This is a genomic window from Lentzea sokolovensis (assembly GCF_033949975.1).
GTDB lineage: Bacteria > Actinomycetota > Actinomycetes > Mycobacteriales > Pseudonocardiaceae > Lentzea > Lentzea sokolovensis.
This window is the reverse complement of record NZ_JAXAVU010000014.1, coordinates 322,251-344,746: the sequence shown is the minus strand read 5'-3', so window position 1 is coordinate 344,746 and position 22,496 is coordinate 322,251. Positions and strand designations below refer to the sequence as shown.

The 22,496-nt window shown below is 70.0% G+C and carries 16 protein-coding genes; 9 read left to right on the top strand and 7 right to left on the bottom strand.

Annotated elements, in window-relative coordinates; all coding sequences use genetic code 11:
* Nucleotides 1-10: 10 nt before the first annotated feature.
* From SK854_RS35665 to SK854_RS35645, 5 genes are all read right to left on the bottom strand, one after another.
* The gene (locus SK854_RS35665; protein WP_319979544.1) at nt 11-2,863 is read right to left on the bottom strand and encodes a carbohydrate-binding protein; all 2,853 of its coding nucleotides are present in this window, start codon (nt 2,861-2,863) and stop codon (nt 11-13) included.
* A gap of 17 nt (nt 2,864-2,880) precedes the next feature.
* Nucleotides 2,881-3,744 (bottom strand): carbohydrate ABC transporter permease, encoded by an 864-nt coding sequence (locus tag SK854_RS35660; RefSeq protein WP_319979543.1) that lies wholly within the window; start codon nt 3,742-3,744, stop codon nt 2,881-2,883.
* A 319-nt stretch (nt 3,745-4,063) separates the two neighbouring features.
* Entirely contained in the window at nt 4,064-5,014 is a 951-nt protein-coding gene (locus SK854_RS35655) for a carbohydrate ABC transporter permease (protein WP_319979542.1), read from the bottom strand.
* Nucleotides 5,011-6,366: an ABC transporter substrate-binding protein gene (locus SK854_RS35650; protein WP_319979541.1), complete on the bottom strand. Its 1,356-nt coding sequence runs from the start codon at nt 6,364-6,366 to the stop codon at nt 5,011-5,013. Before SK854_RS35650 ends, SK854_RS35655 begins: the two co-directional genes overlap by 4 nt.
* A gap of 20 nt (nt 6,367-6,386) precedes the next feature.
* Nucleotides 6,387-7,997, bottom strand: a complete 1,611-nt coding sequence (locus SK854_RS35645; RefSeq protein ID WP_319979540.1) for a glycoside hydrolase family 13 protein — start codon at nt 7,995-7,997, stop codon at nt 6,387-6,389.
* Nucleotides 7,998-8,104: 107 nt separating this feature from the next.
* Between SK854_RS35645 and SK854_RS35640 the strand changes: the two genes are divergently transcribed.
* The 9 genes from SK854_RS35640 (at nt 8,105) to SK854_RS35600 (ending at nt 20,945) form a co-directional block, all read left to right on the top strand.
* On the top strand, nt 8,105-9,154 hold the full coding sequence (locus SK854_RS35640; protein ID WP_319979539.1) for a LacI family DNA-binding transcriptional regulator: 1,050 nt from the start codon (nt 8,105-8,107) through the stop codon (nt 9,152-9,154).
* A 91-nt stretch (nt 9,155-9,245) separates the two neighbouring features.
* Nucleotides 9,246-9,785: a (2Fe-2S)-binding protein gene (locus tag SK854_RS35635; RefSeq protein ID WP_319979538.1), complete on the top strand. Its 540-nt coding sequence runs from the start codon at nt 9,246-9,248 to the stop codon at nt 9,783-9,785.
* A complete protein-coding gene (locus SK854_RS35630; RefSeq protein WP_319979537.1) occupies nt 9,782-10,762 on the top strand; it encodes an FAD binding domain-containing protein in 981 nt (326 codons plus the stop codon). Before SK854_RS35635 ends, SK854_RS35630 begins: the two co-directional genes overlap by 4 nt.
* Before the next feature lie 4 nt (nt 10,763-10,766).
* Complete coding sequence (locus SK854_RS35625; RefSeq protein ID WP_319979536.1) at nt 10,767-12,854, top strand: xanthine dehydrogenase family protein molybdopterin-binding subunit; 2,088 nt, start codon at nt 10,767-10,769, stop codon at nt 12,852-12,854.
* Between the two features lie 2 nt (nt 12,855-12,856).
* Nucleotides 12,857-13,810 carry an XdhC family protein gene (locus SK854_RS35620; protein WP_319979535.1) on the top strand — a complete coding sequence of 318 codons (954 nt, stop codon included), beginning with the start codon at nt 12,857-12,859 and terminating at the stop codon, nt 13,808-13,810.
* A gap of 29 nt (nt 13,811-13,839) precedes the next feature.
* Nucleotides 13,840-14,103 (top strand): HAD family hydrolase, encoded by a 264-nt coding sequence (locus SK854_RS35615; RefSeq protein WP_319979534.1) that lies wholly within the window; start codon nt 13,840-13,842, stop codon nt 14,101-14,103.
* Nucleotides 14,104-14,506: 403 nt separating this feature from the next.
* The gene (locus SK854_RS35610; protein WP_319979533.1) at nt 14,507-17,599 is read left to right on the top strand and encodes a PA14 domain-containing protein; all 3,093 of its coding nucleotides are present in this window, start codon (nt 14,507-14,509) and stop codon (nt 17,597-17,599) included.
* Nucleotides 17,600-17,638: 39 nt separating this feature from the next.
* A complete protein-coding gene (locus SK854_RS35605) occupies nt 17,639-18,652 on the top strand; it encodes a LacI family DNA-binding transcriptional regulator (RefSeq protein ID WP_319979532.1) in 1,014 nt (337 codons plus the stop codon).
* A gap of 94 nt (nt 18,653-18,746) precedes the next feature.
* Nucleotides 18,747-20,945: a discoidin domain-containing protein gene (locus SK854_RS35600; RefSeq protein WP_319979531.1), complete on the top strand. Its 2,199-nt coding sequence runs from the start codon at nt 18,747-18,749 to the stop codon at nt 20,943-20,945.
* On the opposite strand, the gene SK854_RS35595 is transcribed toward SK854_RS35600, so the two are convergent.
* Together SK854_RS35595 and SK854_RS35590 are read right to left on the bottom strand one after the other, a co-directional pair.
* Nucleotides 20,936-21,421, bottom strand: a complete 486-nt coding sequence (locus tag SK854_RS35595) for a DUF305 domain-containing protein (RefSeq protein WP_319979530.1) — start codon at nt 21,419-21,421, stop codon at nt 20,936-20,938. The genes SK854_RS35600 and SK854_RS35595 overlap by 10 nt on opposite strands.
* Before the next feature lie 32 nt (nt 21,422-21,453).
* On the bottom strand, nt 21,454-22,356 hold the full coding sequence (locus tag SK854_RS35590) for a DUF1996 domain-containing protein (RefSeq protein ID WP_319979529.1): 903 nt from the start codon (nt 22,354-22,356) through the stop codon (nt 21,454-21,456).
* Between the last annotated feature and the right edge of the window lie 140 nt (nt 22,357-22,496).

Sequence of the window (22,496 nt, the reverse complement as noted above, 5' to 3'; positions counted from 1 at the left end):
CGGGATCGCGTCAGATACCGGAGTTGCCTCCTCCCAGCGTCAGCGCGAAGCCCTGGGCGTTGAGCAGCCCGCCGGAGGACGCACGGGTGACCTTGGTGCCGGAGATCGTGCCGCTCCCGGCGGCCTGGATCTCGAAGCCCCAGGTGGCGCCGTCGATGGTGAGCCTGTCGAAGGTGATCGGGGTCATCGTCTTCTGCCAGCTCATCAGCACGCCCTGATAGCTGCTGTCGGTGATGGTCAGATCGCTGATCACCACCGGCGTGCGGATCTCGTGGTCGGCCGTGTAGATCCACAGCGCGCCGATCGCCGAGTTCCAGTTCGGCTCGAAGCTGCCCGCGCGCAGCAGGGTGTTGCGGCGCACCGTCGTCGTGCCGCTGAACGGAACGGGCTGGTGCCAGGTGCTCACCGCGATGCCCGATCCCGAGGTGACGATGTCGGAGACGTGGTTGTCCTCGATGCGGTTGTCCGCGCCGCCGTAGACCGCGATGCCGTTCGCGCCCGCCGGTAACTGGACCGTGTTGCTGGTGAACGCGGTCCTGGTGACCGGTGCGCCCTCGGACCACATCGCGAGGCCGTCGTCACCGTTGTTGCGCGTGGTGGACTGGTCGATCCTGGTGTCGACGACGTCGCCGTTCAGGTTCACGCCGTCCGCGAACGTGTTGCGCACGCGCAGGCCGACCGCGTACAGGCCGTTGGTGCCGTTGTCGGCCCAGAGACCGACCTTGGTGTGCTCGATCCACACGTTCTGCAGCAGCGAGCCCGAGCCGAAGTTGCCTTCCAGGGCGGGATCGGAGCCGTTGTCCTCGCGCACCCGGACGTCGCCGAAGATCGCCAGGTCCGCGATCGTCACCTTGCCGGTGGCGAGGAAACCACCCTTGGAGCCGGCGCCCTGGACGACCGAGTGCCACGGCCCGGCGCCGATGATCCGCACGTTGCCCACGTTGATGCGAGACGAGATGCGGAACGTGCCCGCCGGCACCCACACCGGCCGGTTCTGGGCGGCGCCCTCCGCGATGGCCGCGGTGATGGCGGCGGTGGCATCCGAGCCGTTGTTCGGCACGGCGCCGTGCGAGGTGATCGACACGGCGTTCGCCGGCGCGGCCGCGGCCGCGGGCACCGCCTCGGCCTCCACGAAGTCGAGCACGTAGGCGAGCGCGTTCGCGGTGTCCACCTGGAACTTCAGCTCGGTGCCGGCAGCCCAGTCGCCCAGGATCCTGGTCTCGTCGAAGAACCGGTGCCCGCCGCCCAGCGCGGGGTTGTTGAAGTACGGGTAGTCGCCGTACACCCAGCTGTACTCGGACGTCAGCGTGATGTCGCGCTGCTTGGTTCCGTTGGCGTACAACGAGATCGGTGCGCGCTGGCCGGTTCCGGCCGCGTTGTCCGGGATGGAGTGGCGCAGCACCAGGCCGTTCGCCGGCGCGGTGAGCTTGACCGTGACGTGTTCGCCCACGGCGTCGAGAACCACCGCCCTGCGGCCGCTGGCCTCGGACTGGATCTGCCGGTACGTGCGGCTCGCCGCGAGCACCGTGCCGTTCGTGGTGGCTGCTTCGGCCTCGTAGGTCGTGTACGGCACCGTCGCGCCGCGCTGGGCAAGAGCGCCTTCGCCGGTGACGGAGATGCTGTCGATCGCGACGTCCGTGGCGGTCGTGCTGGTCAGGCCGACGGTGTTGACTCCCGCGCGCAACGGCACCGTCGCCGTCGTGGTGCGCCAGCCGCTGCCCGCGGCGAACGAGAGGGTGCCCGCGTCCCGGCCGTTGGCCGTCAACGCCAGCGTCGCGTTCGACGTGCTCTGGAACCGCACGGTGACGGTCGCGTTCCCGGCGTTGTCGGCTTTGACGGTCCGCACGACGCGTGCGCCGACCGTGCCGAATCCGGCGACGTAGCCGGAGCCCGCGTAGCCCGCGAGTCCTGTGTGGACGGATGCGCCGCCGGAGCGGAAGGCCGACTCGGCCTCGCCCGGACCGGCCTGGACCGCGGTGCTGACGGTGAGGCTGTCGAGGTTCAGGTTGCCGGAGTCGCCCGAGTCGAACGCGAGCGCGACGTCGTGCTGCCCTGCCGTCAGCGTGACCTGTTCGGTCGTGGTCGCCCAGGTGTCCCAGTTCGCCGTCGCGGGCAGGCTGATCTGCCGTTGCTTCGCGCCGTCGACGTACAGCGACAGGGTGCGCGCGGAGCCGGTGCCGTTCGCCAGCCGGATCGCGAGGTCGTGCTGACCCGCGGTGGCGGCCGTGACCCGGAACGTGGTGCGTGCGGTGCCGCGGTTCGCGTCGGTGTACCCGCCGACGAATCCGCCGCCGGTGTAGCCGGGGTGGTCGGACTGGACGACCGCGCCGCCGCTGAGCGTCGCGTTCTCCGCCTCGTACGCGGGACCGGACTCGGTCACGGTGGTCGCGACTTCGAGGTGGTCGAGGTTCACGTTGCCGTTGTCGGCCGAGCCGAAGCTGTACGCGAAGGTGTGCGCGCCCGCCGGCAGTTGGACCGCTGTCGAGGCCGAACTCCACGTGTCCCAGTTCGCCGTGGAGGGCAGGGTGATCTGTCGCGGGCCTGCGCCGTCGATCCGCAGCGTCAGGGTGCGCGGCGAGCCGGTGCCGTTGGCGTACTTCACCGCGAGCGAGTAGGTGCCGGCGGCCGGTGCGGACCACGCGAACGAGGTGGTGGCGGTGCCGCGGTTCGCGTCGGTGAAGCCGCCGACGAATCCGGTGCCGCTGAAGCCGGTGTGATCGGTCTGGACGACCGCGCCGCCGCTCAGCGCGGCGTTCTCGGCCTCAAGACGGGTGGTGGCCGCGGTGGCCGTGGTGGGAAGAACTGTTGCCGACAGGGTGATCAGGGCGGTTGCGAGCGCGCGCAACCATGGCGACGTTGCCATGTGGGGGTTCCGTTCGTTCAGCCCTTCACCGCTCCGCTGAGCGCGCTGCCGTTGAGGAACAGGCGCTGGAAGACGAGGAAGAGCGCGACAGGGATGAGGGTCGAAATGGCGAGCGCGGCGAGGAACACGTCGAGCTCGACGAACCGCTGCAGTGCGGGCAGACGCACGGACAACGGCTGCACTGCCGGATCCGGCAGCACCAGCATCGGCCAGAGGAAGTCCTTCCACGACGCGATGACGGCGAACACCGACACCACCCCGAGGATCGGACGGGACATCGGCAGCACGATCGAGACGAACAGCCGCAACGGACCGGCCCCGTCCACGGTCGCGGCCTCGAACACCTCGCGGGGCAGACCGTCGAGGAACCGTTGCACCAGCAGGACGTTGAACGCGTTCGCGCCCGCCGGCAGCCACACCGCCCAGAAGCTGTTGATCAGCGACAGGTCGGTGATCGTGAGGTAGAGCGGCACGAGCAGCACCACCGACGGCACGAACAACGTCGCCAGCACCACCCCCGTGACGACCTTGCGACAGCGCGGCCGCAACACGGACAGGGCGAACCCGGCCGTCATCGCGACCAGCAACTGCACCGCCCACGCGCCGAACGCGAGCAGCACCGTGTTCAGGAAGTACTTGTCGATCTCCACCCGCGTCCACGCCGTGACGAGGTTCGCGAAGTCGAACCCGTTGGGCCACAACGCGAGCGGTGCGCGCAGGGTGTCCTGGGTCGGGGTGATCGCCGCCTTCGCCAGCCACAGCACCGGGCCCAGGCCGATCAGCAGCAGGCCGCCCAGCAGGAGGGTCTGCGCGGTCCGGATGGTTCGGCGGACGGCCGGGACCTTGCGGTCGTGGGTGGAGAGGACTCCGCGGTCGGTCATGGGGTGCTCCGCGGGCTGGTGGGGTGGGGGTCGGAAGGCGGGGTGATTGCGGTGGCGGGTGTGTGGTCGGTAGCGGCTGCCGGGGTGCGGCGGCCGGTGGTGTTGCGCTCCGCGGAGTGGTGAGAACTGGGCGGAGGGCCCGCCTGGGGGATGTGGGGCAGGAGGCCGTGGCGGTCGACTGCGTTGTGGCGGCTGCGTTCGGTGGTGACGTGGTGTGCGGTGGCGGGCGTCAGGCTGGGTGGGGTTGCCTGAGTCAGTAGCGGTTCCCGCGCTGCCTGGAGAGGCGGCTGCACAGCAGGGTCCTGCTCGCTGCGGGTGGTCATGACGTGCTCCACGAGCGCGTGAGTCGGAAGTACAGGGCGGACAGCAGGGCCAGCACGACGGCGAGCATCAGACTGAGGGCGGTGGCGGCGCCGTAGTCGCCGCCGAGGCTGGAGGCGAAGGCGTAGTTGTAGATCAGCAGGAGGATCGTGGTGGTCTTGTTCGCCGGGCCGCCGCCGGTGAACAGGAACGGTTCGAGGAACACCTGCGCGGTGCCGACGATCTGCAGGATGAACGTGATCAGCAGGACTCCCCGCAACTGCGGCAGCGTCACGTGCCAGACCTTGTGCCACACCGAGGCGCCGTCGATCTCGGCGGCCTCGTAGAGCTCTGGTGGCACGCGGGTGAGTGCGGCCAGGTAGATGATGACCGTGCCGCCCATCGCCGCCCAGGTGGACTCGACGACGAGCGACACCATCGCGGTGCCGCCGTCCTGCAGCCACGCGACCGGCGCGATGCCCACCCAGCCGAGCACCGTGTTGAACAGGCCGTGCGGGCCCGCGTCGTAGAAGAACTTCCACAGCAGCACCGCCACCACCGGTGGGACCACCACGGGCAGGTAGGCGAGCGCGCTGTAGAGGCCGCGCAGCCGGCGCACCTCGTTCATCAGCACCGCCAGCACCAACGGCGCGGGGTAGCCGATGAGCAGCGCGAGGAACGCGAACCACAGGGTGTTGCGGACCGCCGTCCACAGCAGCGGGTCGTTCAGGACGGTCACGAAGTTGTCCAGGCCGACGAACTCCGGTGTGTCGACCAGGTTCGTCTGCTGCACCGACATCACGGCGGTCTGCAGAATCGGGATCCAGGAGAACACGCCGAACACCGCGAACATCGGCAGCAGGAACAGCAGGGCCGCGAGGCCGCCGCGGCGCCGTCGACGACGGGGGTGCGCGGCAGGCCGTGCCGGGCGGGGTGGCGCGGCCTGCCGGGGAGAGGCGGTGGTGGTCACTTGCGGTCCAGCAGCGCCTGCGCCTGGGACTCGGCCTGAGCGAGCAGTGCGGTCGCGTCGGCGTTCCGGTCGGTCAGCACGGCCTGCACCACCGGGTCGAGCAGCGCGTAGACCTGCTGGGTCGACCTCGTGGGCTCGGGAACCAGTGGCTGCGCGAACATCTTGTCGGTGTACGGCTTCATCTGCTGCACCGGCACGTTGACGTACTGCGCGATCCACTGCTGCCGCTGGTCGTGCAGGGCGCGGTCGAACACCGGCAGTTCGGGCGAGCCGACCGCCTGCGCCGTCTCGGACGTGGTCTTCGCGTCGGCCACGGCCTGGTCCTGCGCGGTCAGCTTCGACAGGTAGTAGAAGTCGATCCACTTCACACCCGCGGACACCACCGCGGCGGACGACTTCGCGCGCACCACGGCGAGCGAGCCGCCGCCGAGCACGCCGGCGGTGCCCTTGTCCGCCAACGGGACCGTGGTGATGCCGTAGTCCTCGGCCTTCAGCGCGTTCTGCGCCTTGAGCGAGCCGTAGTTGCCGCCGCCCGAGACGTACATGCCGATGCGGCCCGCCGCGAAGTCCTGGTTGATCGTGGCCCAGTCGTACAGGAAGTTCGCGCCCATGCTGTTGTCCGTCCACCGCATGTCCTGCAGCTGCTTCAGCACGGCCCGCATCTCGTCCGTGTTCAGCGTGGACTTCGCGCTGTCACCGGAGAGCTGCTCGACCCGGCCGCCGAACGCGTAGTCGAGCGTGGCGAGGATCCAGCCGCCGGTGTTGCCCGCCGTCATCTGGGCGTAGCCGGCCTGGCCGGTGCGCTCGGCGATCTGCTTCGCGGCCGACCGCACCTCGGCCCACGTGGCGGGCGGCTTGTCCGGGTCGAGGCCCGCCTGCGTGAACAGCGTGCGGTTGTAGTGCAGGGCCTGGCCGTAGGCGGCGATCGGCACGGCCTGCATGCCGCCGTCCGCCGCCTGACCGGCCTTCGCCACCGAGGCGTTGAACCCCTTGGCGTACGGCAGCTTCGCGACCTCGCCGCTGATGTCCGCGATCTGCCTGCGTTCGATGAGCCCGCGGCCGTCGGTGAACGGCGCGGTGAACACCGCGGGCAGCGTGCCGCCCGCGAGCTGGGCGGTGAACGTCGTCGCGTCCCACTTGTACTCCTGGGGCTGCACGTCCACGTCCGGATGCGCCTTCTCGAACTCGGCGACACGGGCGTTGAACGCGTCGACCGCACCCTTCTCCAGGCCGGGGTCGATCGCGACGGTCAGGGCGAGCCGGCCACCCGACCCCTCCGGCTCGCCACCGGCGCACCCGGTGACGGCGAGCGCCGTGGCCAGTACGGCGGCGCTGATTCTCGAGGACTTCATCGTCACTCCTTGCGGGCGGCTTACCCGCGCAGCCAGGCGGCGGCGTCGGGGGAGAGGTGGCCGTCGCGCACTTCGGAGCTGGCGAGCAGCACGTCGGTGTGCGGCGGAAGGGGAACAGGGGTGGAACCGAGATTCACGACGCAGACGAAGTCGGCGCCACGGCGGAACGCGAGCACGTCCTGGCCCGCGTCGAGCCAGGAGAACTCCGGATCGCGTGGCCGCAGCGACAGCAGGGCGCGATAGAGGCTCAGCATCGAGCCGGGATCGGTCTCCTGCCGCTGCACCGAGTAGGAGCCCCAGCCGGCGGGCTGGGGGAGCCACGGCGCCGGGACCGTCCCCTGTGGACTGAACCCGAACGCGCTGCCGGCCGCGGTCCACGGCAGCGGGACACGGCACCCGTCCCGGCCGGGGTCGACCCCGTCGGAACGGAAGAACATCGGGTCCTGCAGCACGTCCAGCGGCAGGTCCTCCACCTCGGGCAGACCGAGTTCGTCGCCCTGGTAGACGTACAGAGAGCCGGGCAACGCGCCCGTCAGCAACGCCGCCGCGCGTGCCCTGCGCGTGCCCTGGGAGAGATCCGTCGCGATGCCGAACCTCCGCGCCTCGAACCCGAACGAGCTGTCCTGGCGGCCGTAGCGGGTGGCGGGCCGGGTGACGTCGTGGTTCGCCAGCACCCACGTGGCGGGCGCGCCGACCGGCCGATGAGCGTCCAGTGTGGACTCGATCGAGGCACGCAGCTCGGCGGCGTCCCACGGGCGGGTCATGAAGTCGAAGTTGAACGCCGTGTGCATCTCGTCAGGACGCAGGTAACGGGCGAACCGCTGCTGGTCCGCGAGCCAGACCTCGCCGATCAGCACCCTCGGCTCGGCGTAGGAGTCGGCCACCGCGCGCCACCGCCGGTAGATCTCGTGCACCTCGTCGCGGTCGACGAACGGATGGCCGGCCGCCTCGGCCACCTCGGGAAACCCGGGATCCTTGACCGGCATGGTCGCCGAGTCGATCCGGATGCCCGCCACCCCGCGGTCGAACCAGAAGCGCAGCACGGCCTCGTGCTCACGCCACACGTCCGGGTGGGTCCAGTTGAGGTCGGGCTGCTGCGGCGCGAACAGGTGCAGGTACCACTCGCCGGGCGTGCCGTCCGGGTTCACCGTGCGGGTCCACGTGCCGCCGGAGAAGCTCGACACCCAGTCGGTGGGCGGGAGTTCGCCGTGCTCGCCGCGGCCCGGCCGGAACCAGAAGCGCTCCCGCTCGGGGGAACCCGGCCCCGCCGCCAGCGCCACCTGGAACCACGCGTGCTGGTCGGACACGTGGTTGGGCACCACGTCGACGATCGTGCGGATGCCGAGTCCGGCTGCCTCCGCGATGAGCCGCTCGGCCTCGGCGAGGTCGCCGAACGCCGGGTCGATCGCCCGGTAGTCCGCGACGTCGTAGCCGCCGTCCGCGAGCGGGGAGGCGTACCAGGGCGTGAACCAGAGCGCGTCGATCCCGAGCGAGGCGAGATACGGCAACCGCGATCGCACGCCCGCGAGATCACCCACGCCGTCGCCGTCGCCGTCCGCGAAACTGCGCGGGTAAATCTGGTAGATCACCGCGTCCCGCCACCAGTCCGCGCTGTTCACGGGCCTGGTCACGGATGGTGCGACGGAAATGCCACTGCTCACGTCGACCCCGTTCTCGCTGGGAAGGTTGAAAGTAGGTTTAGCGCTCAACCTGAAATGACGGTAATGTGACCCGTGCCATGCTGTCAACCGAGCGGCAGCCGAGCGGGGAAGGCGGGAACGCGAGCGTGCGGGTCACGTTGAAGGACATCGCCCAGAAGGCGGGCGTCAGCATGATGACGGTCTCGAACGTCATCAACGGCAACAGCGCGAGGGTCTCTCCCGCGACGATCGAGCGGATCCAGCGGATCGTCGTGGAGCTGGGGTACGTGCCGAGCCACTCCGCGCGCAGCCTCGCCGCGAAGTCGTCGCGGATGGTCGGCGTGCTGGTGCCGGCGGCCGACGAGGAGAGCCTGACGATCAGCCCGCACAACGTCGCGATCATCGGCCAGCTGGAGCGAGAGCTGCGCAAGCGCGCCTACGACGTGCTGCTGCGCGGCATCGCCCGCCCCGGCGAGGTCGCGGAGGCGTTGCGGGCCTGGAACCTCGACGGGGCGCTGCTTCTGGGCTTCCTCGACGAGGAGATCGCCACGTTCACCGCGAGCTCGGCGGGCCGCACCCGGATCGTCGCGGTGGACAGCTACGCGGACAACCCGGTGACCAGGGGCGTGCGCACCGACGACGCCACCGGTGGCCGGCTGGCCGCCGAGCACCTGCGGGCCCTCGGCCACGTCGACGTCGTCTTCGCCGGTCCGCGGTTCGCCGGTCAAGGCGTTGTGTGGCAACGCTTCCAGGGCTTCAAGGAGGCCCTCGGCGGCGACTGCGCGGTGGAGGCGGCCAACACCACCTACGACGACGGCGTCGCGCTGGGCCGTCGCCTGCGCACCGACCACCCGTCGGCCACGGCCGTGTTCGCCACCGCCGACATCCTCGCCATCGGCGTCGTCGCCGGATTGCAGGAGACCGGGGCGCGCGTGCCCGACGACGTCTCGGTGATGGGCTTCGACGACCTGGACCTCTGCCGGTACGTCCGGCCGACGCTGACCACGATCGCGCAGGACCTCCCGGCGAAGGCCGCGACGGCCGTGGCGATGCTGATCGGCGAGATCGAACGCGACGAGGAACCGCCGGGGCCCGCCACCCTGGACGTCCGCCTCGTGGAGAGGGGGTCGACCGGCCCGGCCCGCTGAGGCGCGGGACGATCAGGCAAGAGCGCGAGAGCATCGTTCACCTCCCGGCCGTCGTTCGCTGATTCGATCGAATCAGTCGAAGGGGAGGGCGATGACTGACGCCACTCGCAGCCAGATCTCGTTGAAGGTCAACGGAAAGACCCACCGCCTGACGGTCGACCACCGCAGGTCGTTGCTCGACGCGTTGCGCGAGGACACGAAGAACACCGGCCCGAAGAAGGGCTGTGACCTCGGCCAGTGCGGCGCGTGCACGGTGCTGCTGGACGGCAGGCGCGTGGTGTCGTGCCTGACGCTCACGGTCGCCGCCGACGGCGCCCAGGTCACCACGGTCGAAGGGCTCGCGGCGGACGACGAGCTGCGGCCGGTGCAGGAGGCGTTCCTGCGGCTCGACGGGTTCCAGTGCGGGTTCTGCACACCGGGGCAGCTCTGCTCGGCGGTCGGGGTGCTCGCCGAACACCGCGCGGGCTGGCCGAGCGCGGTCACGGCCGACGTGTCGCCGGACCACGTGTGCGAGCTCGACGCCGACGAGGTGCGCGAGCGGATGAGCGGGAACCTCTGCCGGTGCGGGGCCTACCCGTCGATCGTGCGGGCCGTGCTCGACGCCGCCGAACGCGAAGAGGTGAAGCGGTGAAGGAGTTCGCCTACCGCCGCGCGACCGCCGTCCACGACGCGCTGACGTCGGTCGCCGAGGCCGGCACGAAGTTCCTGGCCGGCGGCACGAATCTCGTCGACCTGATGAAGCGCGGCGTCGAGACACCTGACCGGCTGATCGACGTGCGGGCGTTGCCGTTGGCCGGAATCAGCGAGGCCTCCAACGGTGACCTGGTCATCGGCGCGACGACGACCAACAGCGAGACCGCCGCGCATCCGGAGATCCGCCGCCGTTATCCAGCGCTGTCGCAGGCGGTGCTGGCCGGTGCGTCCGGGCAGCTGCGCAACATGGCGACTGTCGCCGGAAATCTCCTGCAGCGCACCAGATGCGCCTACTTCGCCGACCTGGCCTCCGCGTGCAACAAGCGCGTGCCGGGCAGCGGTTGTGCGGCGCTGGAAGGCGAGCACCACAATCACGCCGTTCTCGGCACGTCGTCCAGCTGTGTCGCGACCAACCCGTCGGACATGGCCGTCGCGCTGATGCTGTTCGACGCGGTCGTGCGGTACGAGACGCTGACCGGCCAGGGTGAGCTCCCGATCGGTGAGTTCTTCCCGCCGGTCGGCGACACGCCGGACGTCGAGACCGCCCTGCCCGCCGGAGCGTTGATCACCTCGGTCACGTTGCCGCACAAGGAGGGCGGCCGGTCGCGCTACCGCAAGGTCCGTGAGCGCGCGTCCTACGCCTTCGCGACCGTGTCGGTGGCAGCGGACCTGACCGTTCGGGAGGACCGGGTGCACGAGGTCCGCATCGCGCTCGGCGGCGTCGCCTCGCACCCGTGGCGGGCGAAGATCGCCGAGGAACGGCTGCTCGGCGGCCCGGCCACGCCCGAGATGTTCCGCGCCGCAGCCGTTGCCGAGCTGGCCGCCGCGACACCGTTGCCGCACAACGGCTACAAGGTGTCGCTCGCGCGCAACCTCGTCCAGGCCGTGCTGACCGACCTGACCCGAGCGGAGTGACACGATGACGACAACCCCCGAGGCGATCGGTTCGTCGTGGACCAGGGTCGAGGGCGAGGACAAGCTGCGCGGCCGTGCCCGCTACACCGCCGACATCCCGGTCGAGGGCATGGCACACGGCGCCCTTGTCACGGCCACGATCACCCGCGGCCGGATCACCGGCATCGACACCGCTGAGACCCTCGCGTCGCCCGGCGTGATCGGCGTCGTCGACCACCGCACCGCACCACGCCTCAACCCGGAGGCGGGCTCGCCGTTCTTCGGCCCCGACGGGCAGTTCCTGTTGTTGCAGAACGACGAGATCGAGCACGGCGGCTGGCCGGTCGCGCTCGTCGTGGCGGAAACGCCGGAGCAGGCGCGGGCGGGAGCCGAACGGCTGCGGGTGTCCTATGTGGAGCAACCGCACGACATCGCCTTCTCGGCCGGTCATCCGTCGCTGCGGCCCGCGCTGACCTCGTTCGGCCCGGACGCGAACAAGGGTGACCTCGACGCCGAGCTGGCCCGATCCGCCGTCACGGTGGAGGAGCGGTACTTCACGCCGCCGGAGTCCGCCTGCGCGATGGAACCGCACGCGGCGACGGTCTGGCTGGAGGACGGCAAGATCCGCGCGTTCGACACGAACCAGGCCCCGTTCGGCACGGCGCAGATGCTGTCGGTGCTGTTCGGCAGGCCGTTGACGGACGTGCGCGTCGAGGCCGAGCAGCTCGGCGGCGGGTTCGGCGGCAAGACGGGCGTGGGACCGCAGCTGATCCTGGCGACGATGGCCGCGCTGGTGTTCCAGCGGCCGGTCCGGGTCGCTCTGACCAGGGAAGAGGTGTTCCTGACGACGTCCGCGCGGGCCGCGACCGAGCAGCACGTGCGGCTCGGCGCCGACGCCGACGGCCGGCTGCGCGCGATCGGGCACGAGGCCGCGTTCGAGCTCTCGGTGAAGGCCGAGTACATCGAGAACTGCGTGGAGATCGCCAAGGTCCTCTACGCCGCCGACGCGATCCGCACCCGGATCAACGTGGTGCCGCTGCACATCCTGCCGCCGAACTCGCTGCGCGCGCCCGGTACCGCGCCCGGCTCGTTCGCGCTGGAGTCCGCGATGGACGAACTCGCCGAACGCCTGCGGATCGACCCGCTCGACCTGCGCCGCCGCAACGAACCCGAGGTCGGCCCGGTGAGCGGGCATCCGTTCACCAGCCGCAACTTCCTGCGCTGCGTGGAGGAGGGCGCGCGGACGTTCGGCTGGGCCGGTCGCGACCATCGCTCTCGACGGCGGCGCGAAGGCCACCTGCTGATCGGCACCGGGATGGCCGGAACCTCGTTCCTCACCACCGCCTTCCCGTCGTCGGCGACGATCACCGCGGAGCCGGACGGCACGTTCACCGTCGCGATCGCGGCGATGGACATCGGCACCGGCGCGCGCACGGCGTTGACCGCGATCTCCGCGGACGTGCTGCACGTCGACCGCGCGAAGATCCGGCTCAGGATCGGCGACAGCGCTCTGGGACCGGCCTGGGGCGCGGGAGGTTCGCTCGGCACGACGTCGTGGTCCTGGGCGATCTCGTCGGCGGCCAAGGAGTTGCTGGCTCAACTGGAGTCGAAGCCGCCGCTGCCGGTGTCGGTCACCTCGGACACGACCACCGAGATCTTCAGCCTGCCGCCCCGCGAACGGCACGCCTACAGCGCGATCTTCGCCGAGGTCGCGGTCGATCCCGCGACCGGGGAGGTGCGGGCGCGCAGGCTGGTCGGGCGGTTCGCGGTCGGCCGGGTGGTGAACCCGCTGATGGTGCGCAGCCAGCTGGTCGGCGGCATGATCATGGGGCTGTCCATGGCCTTGCACGAGCAGGTCGTGCGCGACGAGGTGACGGGCAGGCAGGTGAACGCGGACTTCGCCGGCTACCACTTCGCGGCGAACGCGGACGTGCCGTACATCGACGCCGACGTCGTGGACGACCACGAGCCGGACAACCCGCTGGGGCTCAAGGGACCCGGCGAGATCGGTACGGTGGCGGTCGCCGCGGCCGTCGCGAACGCCGTGTGGCACGCGACGGGCAAGCGTCAGCGCCGGCTGCCGATCACGCTCGACCGCGTGATCGAGGACTGACCGTGCTGCGCGAGGTGTGGCCGTTCGTGGTGGAGAAACGGGACTCGCCGATGGTGCTCGCCCGGCTCGTCGATCGCGACGGACCGGGTGCGCGTCCGCTCGGCGCCACCATGGCGATCGCGGCGGACGGAACGTGGCGCGGGTCGGTGTCCGGCGGCTGCGTCGAGGGGATGGTGCTCGACGCGGCCCGGGCCGTGCTCGACGGCGAGGCGCCCGGGGTCGCCGTCGTCGCGCCGGGCGCGCACCTCATGCCGTGGGAGGAAACCCCTGCCTGCGCTGGGGAACTGCGGGTGCTGCTCACGCACGTGCCGGACGATCCGGTGCGTTCGGCGATCACCTCGGCCATCACGAACGACCGGCCGCTGTCCGTGCGGATCGACCTGACCCCGCCGTACGCGTGGTCGGTGGGAACCGCTCCCGTCGACGGCCCGGCGTTCGTCGAGGAGCTGCCGGGACGGAACACGCTCGTCCTGGTCGGTGCCACCGACCTCGCCGCAAGTGTGGCCGCGCTGGCGGAGTCGTTGCACCGCAGGGTGGTCATCCTCGATCCCCGGCCCGGTCACGTCGCCTCGGGGGCGTTTCCGGTGTCCTGCGAGGTGATCCGCGCCTGGCCGGATGAGTGGATCACCTCGCTCGGACCGGGAGACGCCGTGGTCGCGCTCACGCACGACCCGCGCATCGACGACCTGGCGATCCGTGCCGCGCTGGGCAGCGGGGCCGGGCACGTCGCCGCCCTGGGCAGCAGAGCCACGCACGCCCAGCGGTTGCGGCGGCTGGAGGGAGTGCCCGGCCTGGAACGCGTGTGCGGTCCAGCCGGACTCGACCTCGGTGGCGCGTCGCTCGCCGAGACCGCGCTGTCGATCCTCGCGGAGGTGGTGGCGGTGGGCAACGCGCGGTCCGGTCGGCGGCTGCGCGACGGCCGTGACTCGATCAGGACGACGTTGCCGGCGTGGTGAGGAGACGCTGAACCTGGCCTGCCGGGGGTGTGCTGTTCGACCTGGACGGCGTGCTGGCCGACTCGACGGTCGCCGCCGAACGCGCGTGGACGCACGAGTTCGGCGCCGATCCCGGCCAGGTCCTGCGCGGCGTGCACGGCCGGCGTTCGGCGGACACCGTCCGGCTGCACGTGCCTGCCGTCGTGCACGCTCACGCGGTGCGGCGCATCGACGCCATCGAGATCGCCGACGCCGGCTCGACCGAACCGATTCCCGGAGGCCGCGAGGGGCTCGGATGCCCCAGCGGCCGGTGATCATCGGCAGCGACGACGTGACGCGGGGCAAGCCCAGCCCCGAGGGTTGTCTCCCGCGCGGCGGCGCGTCTCGGCGTGCCGATCAGGGAGCGCGTGGTCTCCGGGGACAACGTCAACGGGATCGCCGCGGTCGTCGGTGCCGGGGTGGCAGCCCTGCACACGCCCGCGCCCCGTCGTCGTGTCTGACCTGCGGTCCGTCCGGTGGTCCGGTCGCGGGCCCGAGGTGTCCGGGGAGCTCCGGCGCCAGGTCGAACGATCCAGGCACCTGCCGTAACTTCCCGGAAACTTGTCCGGTTTGACATGCCGGATACCTCCATTCGGCCGTAGCACCGCGTCAGAACCGTGTGCGTGGATGTATGGGAGCGCTCTTACAACGTTGTAAAATCGAAGGGGATCTTCGCTGATGAAGAAAGCCGCCCCCGTCCTCGTCGCTCTGCTGCTGGCGTTGGGCATAGCGCCCGGACTGCCGTCCGCGAGTGCCGCCGAGCCCGTGCACGGCCTCAAGGGCGAGTACTTCAGCATGTCGGCACCGGGCGCGCGGGACTTCGCGACCCTGGGTGGCACCGTGCTGGACGCCGACATCAACCAGGGTGACCTGACCGGCGTCTTCGGGTTCCTCAACGGCCGCACCGAGCACACGACGGCCCGCTGGACCGGGCAGATCGCGGTGCCGCAGTCCGGCGACTACACGTTCCACGCCATCGGCGACAACGGTTTCCGGCTGCTGATCGACGACAAACCGGTGATCGACCACTGGGTGCCCGACTGGGACCGCGAGCAGACCAGCGCGCCGGTGACGCTCACCGCCGGGCGTCAGTACGCGTTCAAGCTGGAGATGTTCCAGGACGTCGGCGGCGCCAACATGTTCCTGCGCTGGTCGAGCCCGGCCATCGCCAAGCAGCTCGTGCCGGAGTCCGCGTTCACGCCGCCCGCCGATTTCCAGGTGGTGCCGCGCACGGCCGAGGTCTCCAAGGACGGTCGCACCCTCACCGCGGACTTCGGTGGCCGCGTCACGGGCGTGAACGACCTCAAGGACCATCTGCGCATCGACGTCGACGCCACGCCGTTCCCGATCTCGCTCATCACCGCGAACCGCAACAAGGCCACGATCCGGCTGGGCGAGCGGGTGCTGAAAGGCCAGCGGGTGCGCATCTACTACGACGGCGCCGGCGCGCTCGCGGTCGACGGCAAGAAGGTCGAGAGGACCGCCCGCTCGACCGGCAACGTCTCCGCGGAACGGCTCAGGACGCCGTGGGGCGAGAAGGTCGACACGCGCAACCCGTTGCCGGAGTACCCGAGGCCGCAGCTGGAACGCGACAAGTGGCTCAACCTCAACGGGCCGTGGGAGTTCGCGGGCGCCAAGGCGGGCGAGCAGCCGGTGTTCGGCAAGAAGCTGCGCGAGAAGGTCGTCGTGCCTTACCCGATCGAGTCGCAGCTCTCCGGACTCGAACGGCACGAGGACCACATGTTCTACCGCCGCACGGTGTCCGTCCCGCACGACTGGAAGATCGGCTCCGGGCAACGGCTGAAGCTCAACTTCGGCGCGGTCGACTACGAGGCCAAGGTCTGGGTGAACGGCAAGCTGGTCGCGGAGCACACCGGCGGCTACACGGCGTTCAGCGCGGACATCACCGACGCTCTCAAGCGCGGTGAGCAGGAGATCGTCGTCGCGGTCACCGACACCACCGGCCCGAACCAGCCCAAGGGCAAGCAGTCGCCCAACCCCAGCGGCATCTTCTACACGCCGTCGTCGGGCATCTGGCAGACCGTGTGGCTGGAACCGGTCGCGGACAAGGGCATCGACGAGATCAAGACGACCCCGGACCTCACCACGGGCACGCTCAAGGTCAACGTCAAGTCCGCCGGCAACGCCACCGTCACCGCGGTCGCGCGCGACGCCAGGGGCAAGCAGGTCGGCACGGTCACCGGACCGGCGAACTCGAACCTGACGCTGCCGGTGCCCAACGCGCACCTGTGGACGCCGGACGACCCGTACCTCTACAAGCTCGACATCACGCTCGGCAAGGACAAGGTCAAGAGCTACTTCGGCATGCGCTCCACCGGCATCGCGAACGTCGGAGGCACCCCGAAGCTGACGCTCAACGGCCAGCCGATCTTCAACCTGATGCAGCTCGACCAGGGCTTCTACCCGGACGGCCTGAACACCGCGCCGAGCGACGAGGCGCTGATCTTCGACCTGAAGGCGCAGAAGGACCTCGGCTTCAACGCTGTCCGCAAGCACATCAAGGCCGAACCCGCCCGCTGGTACTACCACGCGGACCGGCTCGGACTGCTGGTGTGGCAGGACTTCGTGGCGCTGGAGGACGGCAACAACCCCCTCTCGCAGGAGCGGTTCGTCAAGGAGGGCAAGGAGCTGATGCACCAGCTCCAGAACTACCCGTCGATCTACGCCTGGATCGTGTTCAACGAGGGCTGGGGCGAGTGGGACCGCACCGTGACCGGTCAGATCACCGACGAGGTCAAGGCGCTCGACCCGAGCCGCGTCGTCAGCGCCCACAGCGGCGTGAACTGCTGTGCCTCCAAGGGTGACAGCGGCAAGGGCGACGTCATCGACCACCACGACTACAACAACACCGACCCGGCCCGTCCGGACGGCAAGCGCGTCGTGATGGACGGCGAGCACGGCGGCTTCACACTGCGCACGCCGGGACACCAGTGGCCCGGTGCGCCGATCGCGATCTACAGCGGCGTGGCGGACAAGGCGGCGCTGACGGCGAAGTACGTCGACAACACCCGCACGTTCTACCTCGGCCAGGCCCGCGCGGAGATGTCCGCGTCGGTCTACACGCAGGTCACCGACCTCGAGGGTGAACTCAACGGGCTCTGGACCTACGACCGCAAGCGCATCAAGGTCGATCCGGGTCCGGTCCGCGAGATCAACCGGCGGGTCATCGAGGCCGGGGCGAACGCGGGCAAGCCGTACCCGTACGCGGGCAGCGGCGAGTGGAAGCTGAACGAGACCAAGGGAAGCACGGCCAAGGACTCGACCGGCAAGAACCCGCTGACGCTCAGCCCGTCCGGCGCCACCTGGAAGGACGGGGCGCTGGAGTTCCGCAACGGCTCGGCGGAGACCTACGGACCCGTCGTCGACACGACCAAGGACTACACGGTGTCGGCGAAGGTGCGGCTGAACGAGGTGCCGGGAGGCTATGTCTCCGCGGTGAGCCAGGACGGCCGGGAGCGGGAGAACCCCTTCTACCTGCAGTACGGCCAGGGCGCGTTCGCGTTCAGCACACCGGGCGGCAACCGCGCCCGGTTCGAGACCACGCCGGAGATCGGCCGCTGGTACGAGCTCAAGGGAGAGAGGAAGGGCGGCGAGATCCGGCTCTACGTCGACGGCGCGCTGGTGGCCACGGCCCCGGCGGGACCGGCGATCGTGAGCACCGGCGCGCTCGCGGTGGGACGTGCCAAGTACAACGGCCAGAACGTCGACTACTGGCCTGGTGCGATCAAGGACGTGGTCGTCACCTCTTGATGTTGGGAGAACGCTCTCCGATCGTGGTACAACCGGTGCATGAGCAAGGTCGCACCCACGTTGGAGGACGTTGCCAGAATCGCGGGCGTGTCCCGCGCGACGGTGTCACGGGTCGTCAACGGCACGCGCAACGTCGATCCTGAACTCCAGGAGACGGTGCGCAACGCGATCGAGCAGACCGGGTACACGCCCAACCGCGTGGCCCGGTCTCTCGTCACCCGGCGCACCGGCACGGTCGCGCTGGTGATCTCCGGCGCGGGCGGGGGATCGGACGTGTTCACCGACCCGTTCTTCGGCCGGGTGACGGCCGGCGTGGTCGACTTCCTGCGCGGCCACAGCGTGCACCCGGTGCTGATGCTCGCCGACTCGGACCACGCGCGGACCGAGGTCGTCGAGTTCCTCAGACAGGGCAGCGCCGACGGCGCGCTGCTGGTGTCCACGCATCCAGCCGACCCGTTGCCCGCCCGGCTGCTGGAGGCCGGTGTCCCCTCGGTGCTCTACGCGCGGCCCGGCAGGCCGATGCCGGTCAGCTACGTCGACATGGACCACCGCGCGGGCGGCAGGCTCGCCGCGGACCACCTGGTGGCGGCGGGGCGGTACAACATCACCGCGATCTCCGGTCCGATGGACGTCCTGGCGAGCCAGGACCGGCACGCCGGCTTCCGCGACGCCATGGCCCGCCACGGTATCCCGTACGTCCCGACCGTCGAGGGCGGCTTCACCGCCGAGAGCGGCGCGGCCGCGATGCACCGGCTCCTCGTCGAGTGTCCCGACCTCGACGCGGTGTTCGCCGCGAACGACCTGATGGCGCAGGCGGCCGTGGACGTGTTGCACGAGCACGGCCTGCGCGTTCCCGATGACGTCGCCGTGGTCGGGTTCGACGACAGCGCGCCCGCCCTGGCCTGCCGGCCGCAGCTCACCACGATCCGCCAGCCGGTGGAGCGGATCGCCGCGCAGATGGCCGACCTGTTGCTCGCGGACCTCGAAAAACCGGGACAACGGCCGAAATCCGTCATCTTCGAACCGGAACTCGTCGTACGGGCCTCTGCCTGATTGACCTGTTCGACACCCGGCGTTAACGTCCCTTGGGAGAGCGCTCTCACGCCCCTGTCCAAGGCTTTCAGCCCTTCCCCCGTCAGGCAGGATCATGGGCTCAACCCTGTCCAGGGCCGCCGCGTTCGCCGCTGCCGCTCTGTGTCTCGTGACAACGATCAGCGTTACCTCCCAAGCGGGTGCCGCCGCGTGCGGCACCTCCAACGTCGCCCTCAACCGTCCCGCGACCGCGTCCTCCACGGAGAACGGCGGCACCCCCGCCTCCGCCGCCGTCGACGGCAACGCGGGCACGCGGTGGTCCTCGCAGTTCTCCGACCCTCAGTGGATCCAGGTCGATCTGGGCTCCAGCCAGCAGGTCTGCCGCGTCTCCCTGAGCTGGGAGGGCGCGTACGGCAAGGCGTTCCAGGTCCAGGTGACCGACAACGCCGCCGACTCCGGTTCGTGGCGCAGCGTGTACTCGACGACGACCGGCACCGGCGGCACGCAGTCGGTCGACGTCACCGGGACCGGCCGCTACCTGCGCGTGCTCGGCACCCAGCGCGGCACCGGCTACGGCTATTCCCTGTGGGAGCTCGGAGTCTTCACCACCACGCCCGACACCCCCGGCGTCACGCCGACGGACCCGCGCAACCCGGACTTCGGCCCGAACGTGTACGTCTACGGTCCGGGCTCGTCGCAGTCGGAGATGCAGTCACGGCTCGACTCCATCGCGACGCAGATGAAGACCAACCAGTTCGGTCCGCAGCGGCACGCCGTGCTGTTCAAACCCGGCAGCTACAACGCCGATGTGAACCTCCGGTTCTACACGCAGATCGTCGGTCTCGGCCTGATGCCGGACGACGTGAACATCAACGGCCACATCCGCGTCGAGGCCGACTGGTTGCAGCAGGGCGACGACCCGAACAACCTCGGCAACGCCACGCAGAACTTCTGGCGCGGCGCCGAGAACCTGTCGGTCACCTTGCCGCCCAACCAGATCGAGCGCTGGGCGGTCTCGCAGGCCACCGCGTACCGGCGGATGCACCTGCGCGGTCAGGCGCATCTGTGGAACGGTTACGACGGCTGGGCCAGCGGTGGCCTGATCGTGGACAGCAAGATCGACGGCGTGACCGTCTCCGGTTCGCAGCAGCAGTTCCTGACCCGCAACAGCAACCTCGCCGGCGGCTGGTCGGGCTCGGTGTGGAACATGGTGTTCGCCGGTACCCAGGGCGCACCGCCCAACAACTTCCCGAACCCGTCGCACACGACCGTCGACAACTCTCCGGTGACGCGCGAGAAGCCGTACCTGTACTTCGACAACTCCGGTGAGTACCGCGTCTTCCTGCCCGCGCTGCGCCAGAACTCGCGCGGCACGAGCTGGGAGAACGGCAACCCCGGCACGTCGGTGTCGCTCGCGGACTTCTTCATCGTCAAGCCCGGCACGCCGGCCGCCACGATCAACGCCGCGCTGACGCAGGGCAAGCACCTGCTGCTCACGCCCGGCATCCACCAGCTCGACGACACGATCCGGGTGACCCGGCCGAACACCGTCGTGCTGGGCCTCGGCCTCGCGACCCTGACGCCGACCACCGGCAAGGCCGCGCTCACGACGTCCGATGTGGACGGTGTGAAGCTGGCCGGGTTCCTGGTCGACGCGGGCGTGCAGAACTCCCCGGTGCTGCTGGAGATCGGTGACTCCAACACCACCTCGCACGCGGCCAACCCGACCTCGCTGCACGACGTGTACCTGCGCGTCGGCGGGTCACAGGCGGGCAAGGCGACGGTCAGCATGCGCGTCAACAGCCGCAACACGATCATCGACCACACCTGGGTGTGGCGGGCCGACCACGGCGCGGGCGTCAGCTGGACGGCCAACCCCGGTCAGAACGGCGTGGTCGTCAACGGCGACAACGTGATCGCGTACGGGTTGTTCGTCGAGCACTACCAGCAGCACAACCTGGTGTGGAACGGCAACGGCGGCCGCGTCTACCTGTACCAGAACGAGCTGCCGTACGACCCGCCGAACCAGGCCGCGTGGATGAACGGGTCCAAGCGGGGCTGGGCCGGCTACAAGGTCGCCGACTCGGTGACCACGCACGACGCGTTCGGTGTCGGCGTGTACGCCTTCAACCAGGCTGATCCGAGCATCGTGACGGACAACGGTTTCGAGGCGCCGAACCGGTCGGGTGTCCGGTTCACGCATCTCGTGGCCGTGTCGCTGGGCGGCGTCGGCACCATCGCCAACGTCATCAACGGCACCGGCGGTCAGGCGGACCTGGCGAACCAGGTCCGGTACGTCGTGAACTACCCCTGACCGAGCCTGGTGAGCTGATCCCTGCGGGATGACTCGACGGACGCCGCGAACTCCTTGGTCGCGGCGTCCGTTCCGTTCTCCTGTTCACCGCGAGCGAGTTTCGCCGTCTGGTCGAGGTGCTCGCGCAGCTTCTCGGTGAGCGCGGAAGGATCCGTTCTGATGGCCAGCAGGTCGGCTTCGGAGACGAGGCCCGGCATCTGGTGGCCCGCGTGCGGGTTGGTGTCCGGCAGTCCTGCCCGGTCACGCAGCTGCCGCAGGTGGACCAACTCGTCCGAGTGCGAGGCCTTGAGCTCGGTGGCGAACTCGGCGAGCGCGGGCGGGGCGACGTCGAGTGCCGGCAGGAGCTGTTCGTTCATCGGGATCATCAGCTGCACCCACGCGGTGTCCGTGGCGTTGAACGGGGACACCGGCGGCGCGGGCGGGGGAGCAGGCGCGGCACATCCCGCCAGCAGCAACGCGGAAACACCCCAGGGCACGCGCCGCCCTGGGGTGCATGAGGCGAGGAACCTCACCGCGGCAACCGGTAGTCCGGTCCCAGTGCGGCGCCTCGATTCGGCTTGTACAGGTCGAATCCGCGCGGGTCGCACTGCAGGCCGCCGTTGATGCAGTGGCGGACGAGAGCGGCCTGCGTGGGCGCGTCCCAGGCGTTCATGAAGTCGTAGTGCCAGGTGTACCCGCGACCGCTGGAGAGTCGTACGCGGGACATGTCACCGGACACCGGGAACGCCATCTTGAACTCGATCATCGGCACCGCGACCGGATGGCTCGGCGGGCACACCAGCGTCGCACGGTCCGGGTAGGCCATGTGCGACTTGTGGTCCGCGGAGTCGAGATCGCGGCCGTTCCAGCAACTCGGGGCCTGGTAACGGACGTTGAGCTGCGTGCCGGGCGTGCAGTAGGCCGGGATGTCCCAGTTGTGGAAGCTGTCGCCGCACTCCCAGCCCTCGACCGCGCCCGGCGCGGTGCGGAACTGCTCCTGCGTCGCCGTGGGACTGCCGACCACGAACCGCATGCCCGGAGGGAACGGCACGACGTCCTGGTACCTGAGGATGCCGGACTTGTAGTAGATCACCTGGGGGAAGTCCGGCGGGACGATCTGGTCGCCGTTGATGACCGACGGGAACCAGTACGCGGACTTGTCGTCGGGCGTCTTGCAGTTGGTCTGACCTGCCTTGAGCGAGTCGTTGGTGCTGCTCGCCCTGGTGGACTGGTTGCCGAGGAACGTGTGCATGTGCGACGCGCCCGGCAGTCCCGGGAAGACGATCGGGTCGTCCGGGAGATGGGTCGTGACCGAGCAGTTCGCCTGGAACTCGTGGTGCGTGACCAGGTCGTCGGCCTGAGCCGAGCTGGTCACGACCACGGCTGCCACCAGGGCAGCCGTCATCGTCAACGCGCTGAGTTTTCTGGACACCAATGTCCTCCTGCCGACGTGGGGAACCGGCTTGGAGAGCGCTCTCCCAAACAGCGTCCCGCTAGCCCTCGTGAGGTGTCAAGACCGGTTCTTTTGACACTGCCGACCTCTCGTCGTAACGTTCGGCGGCAGGGTTGTGA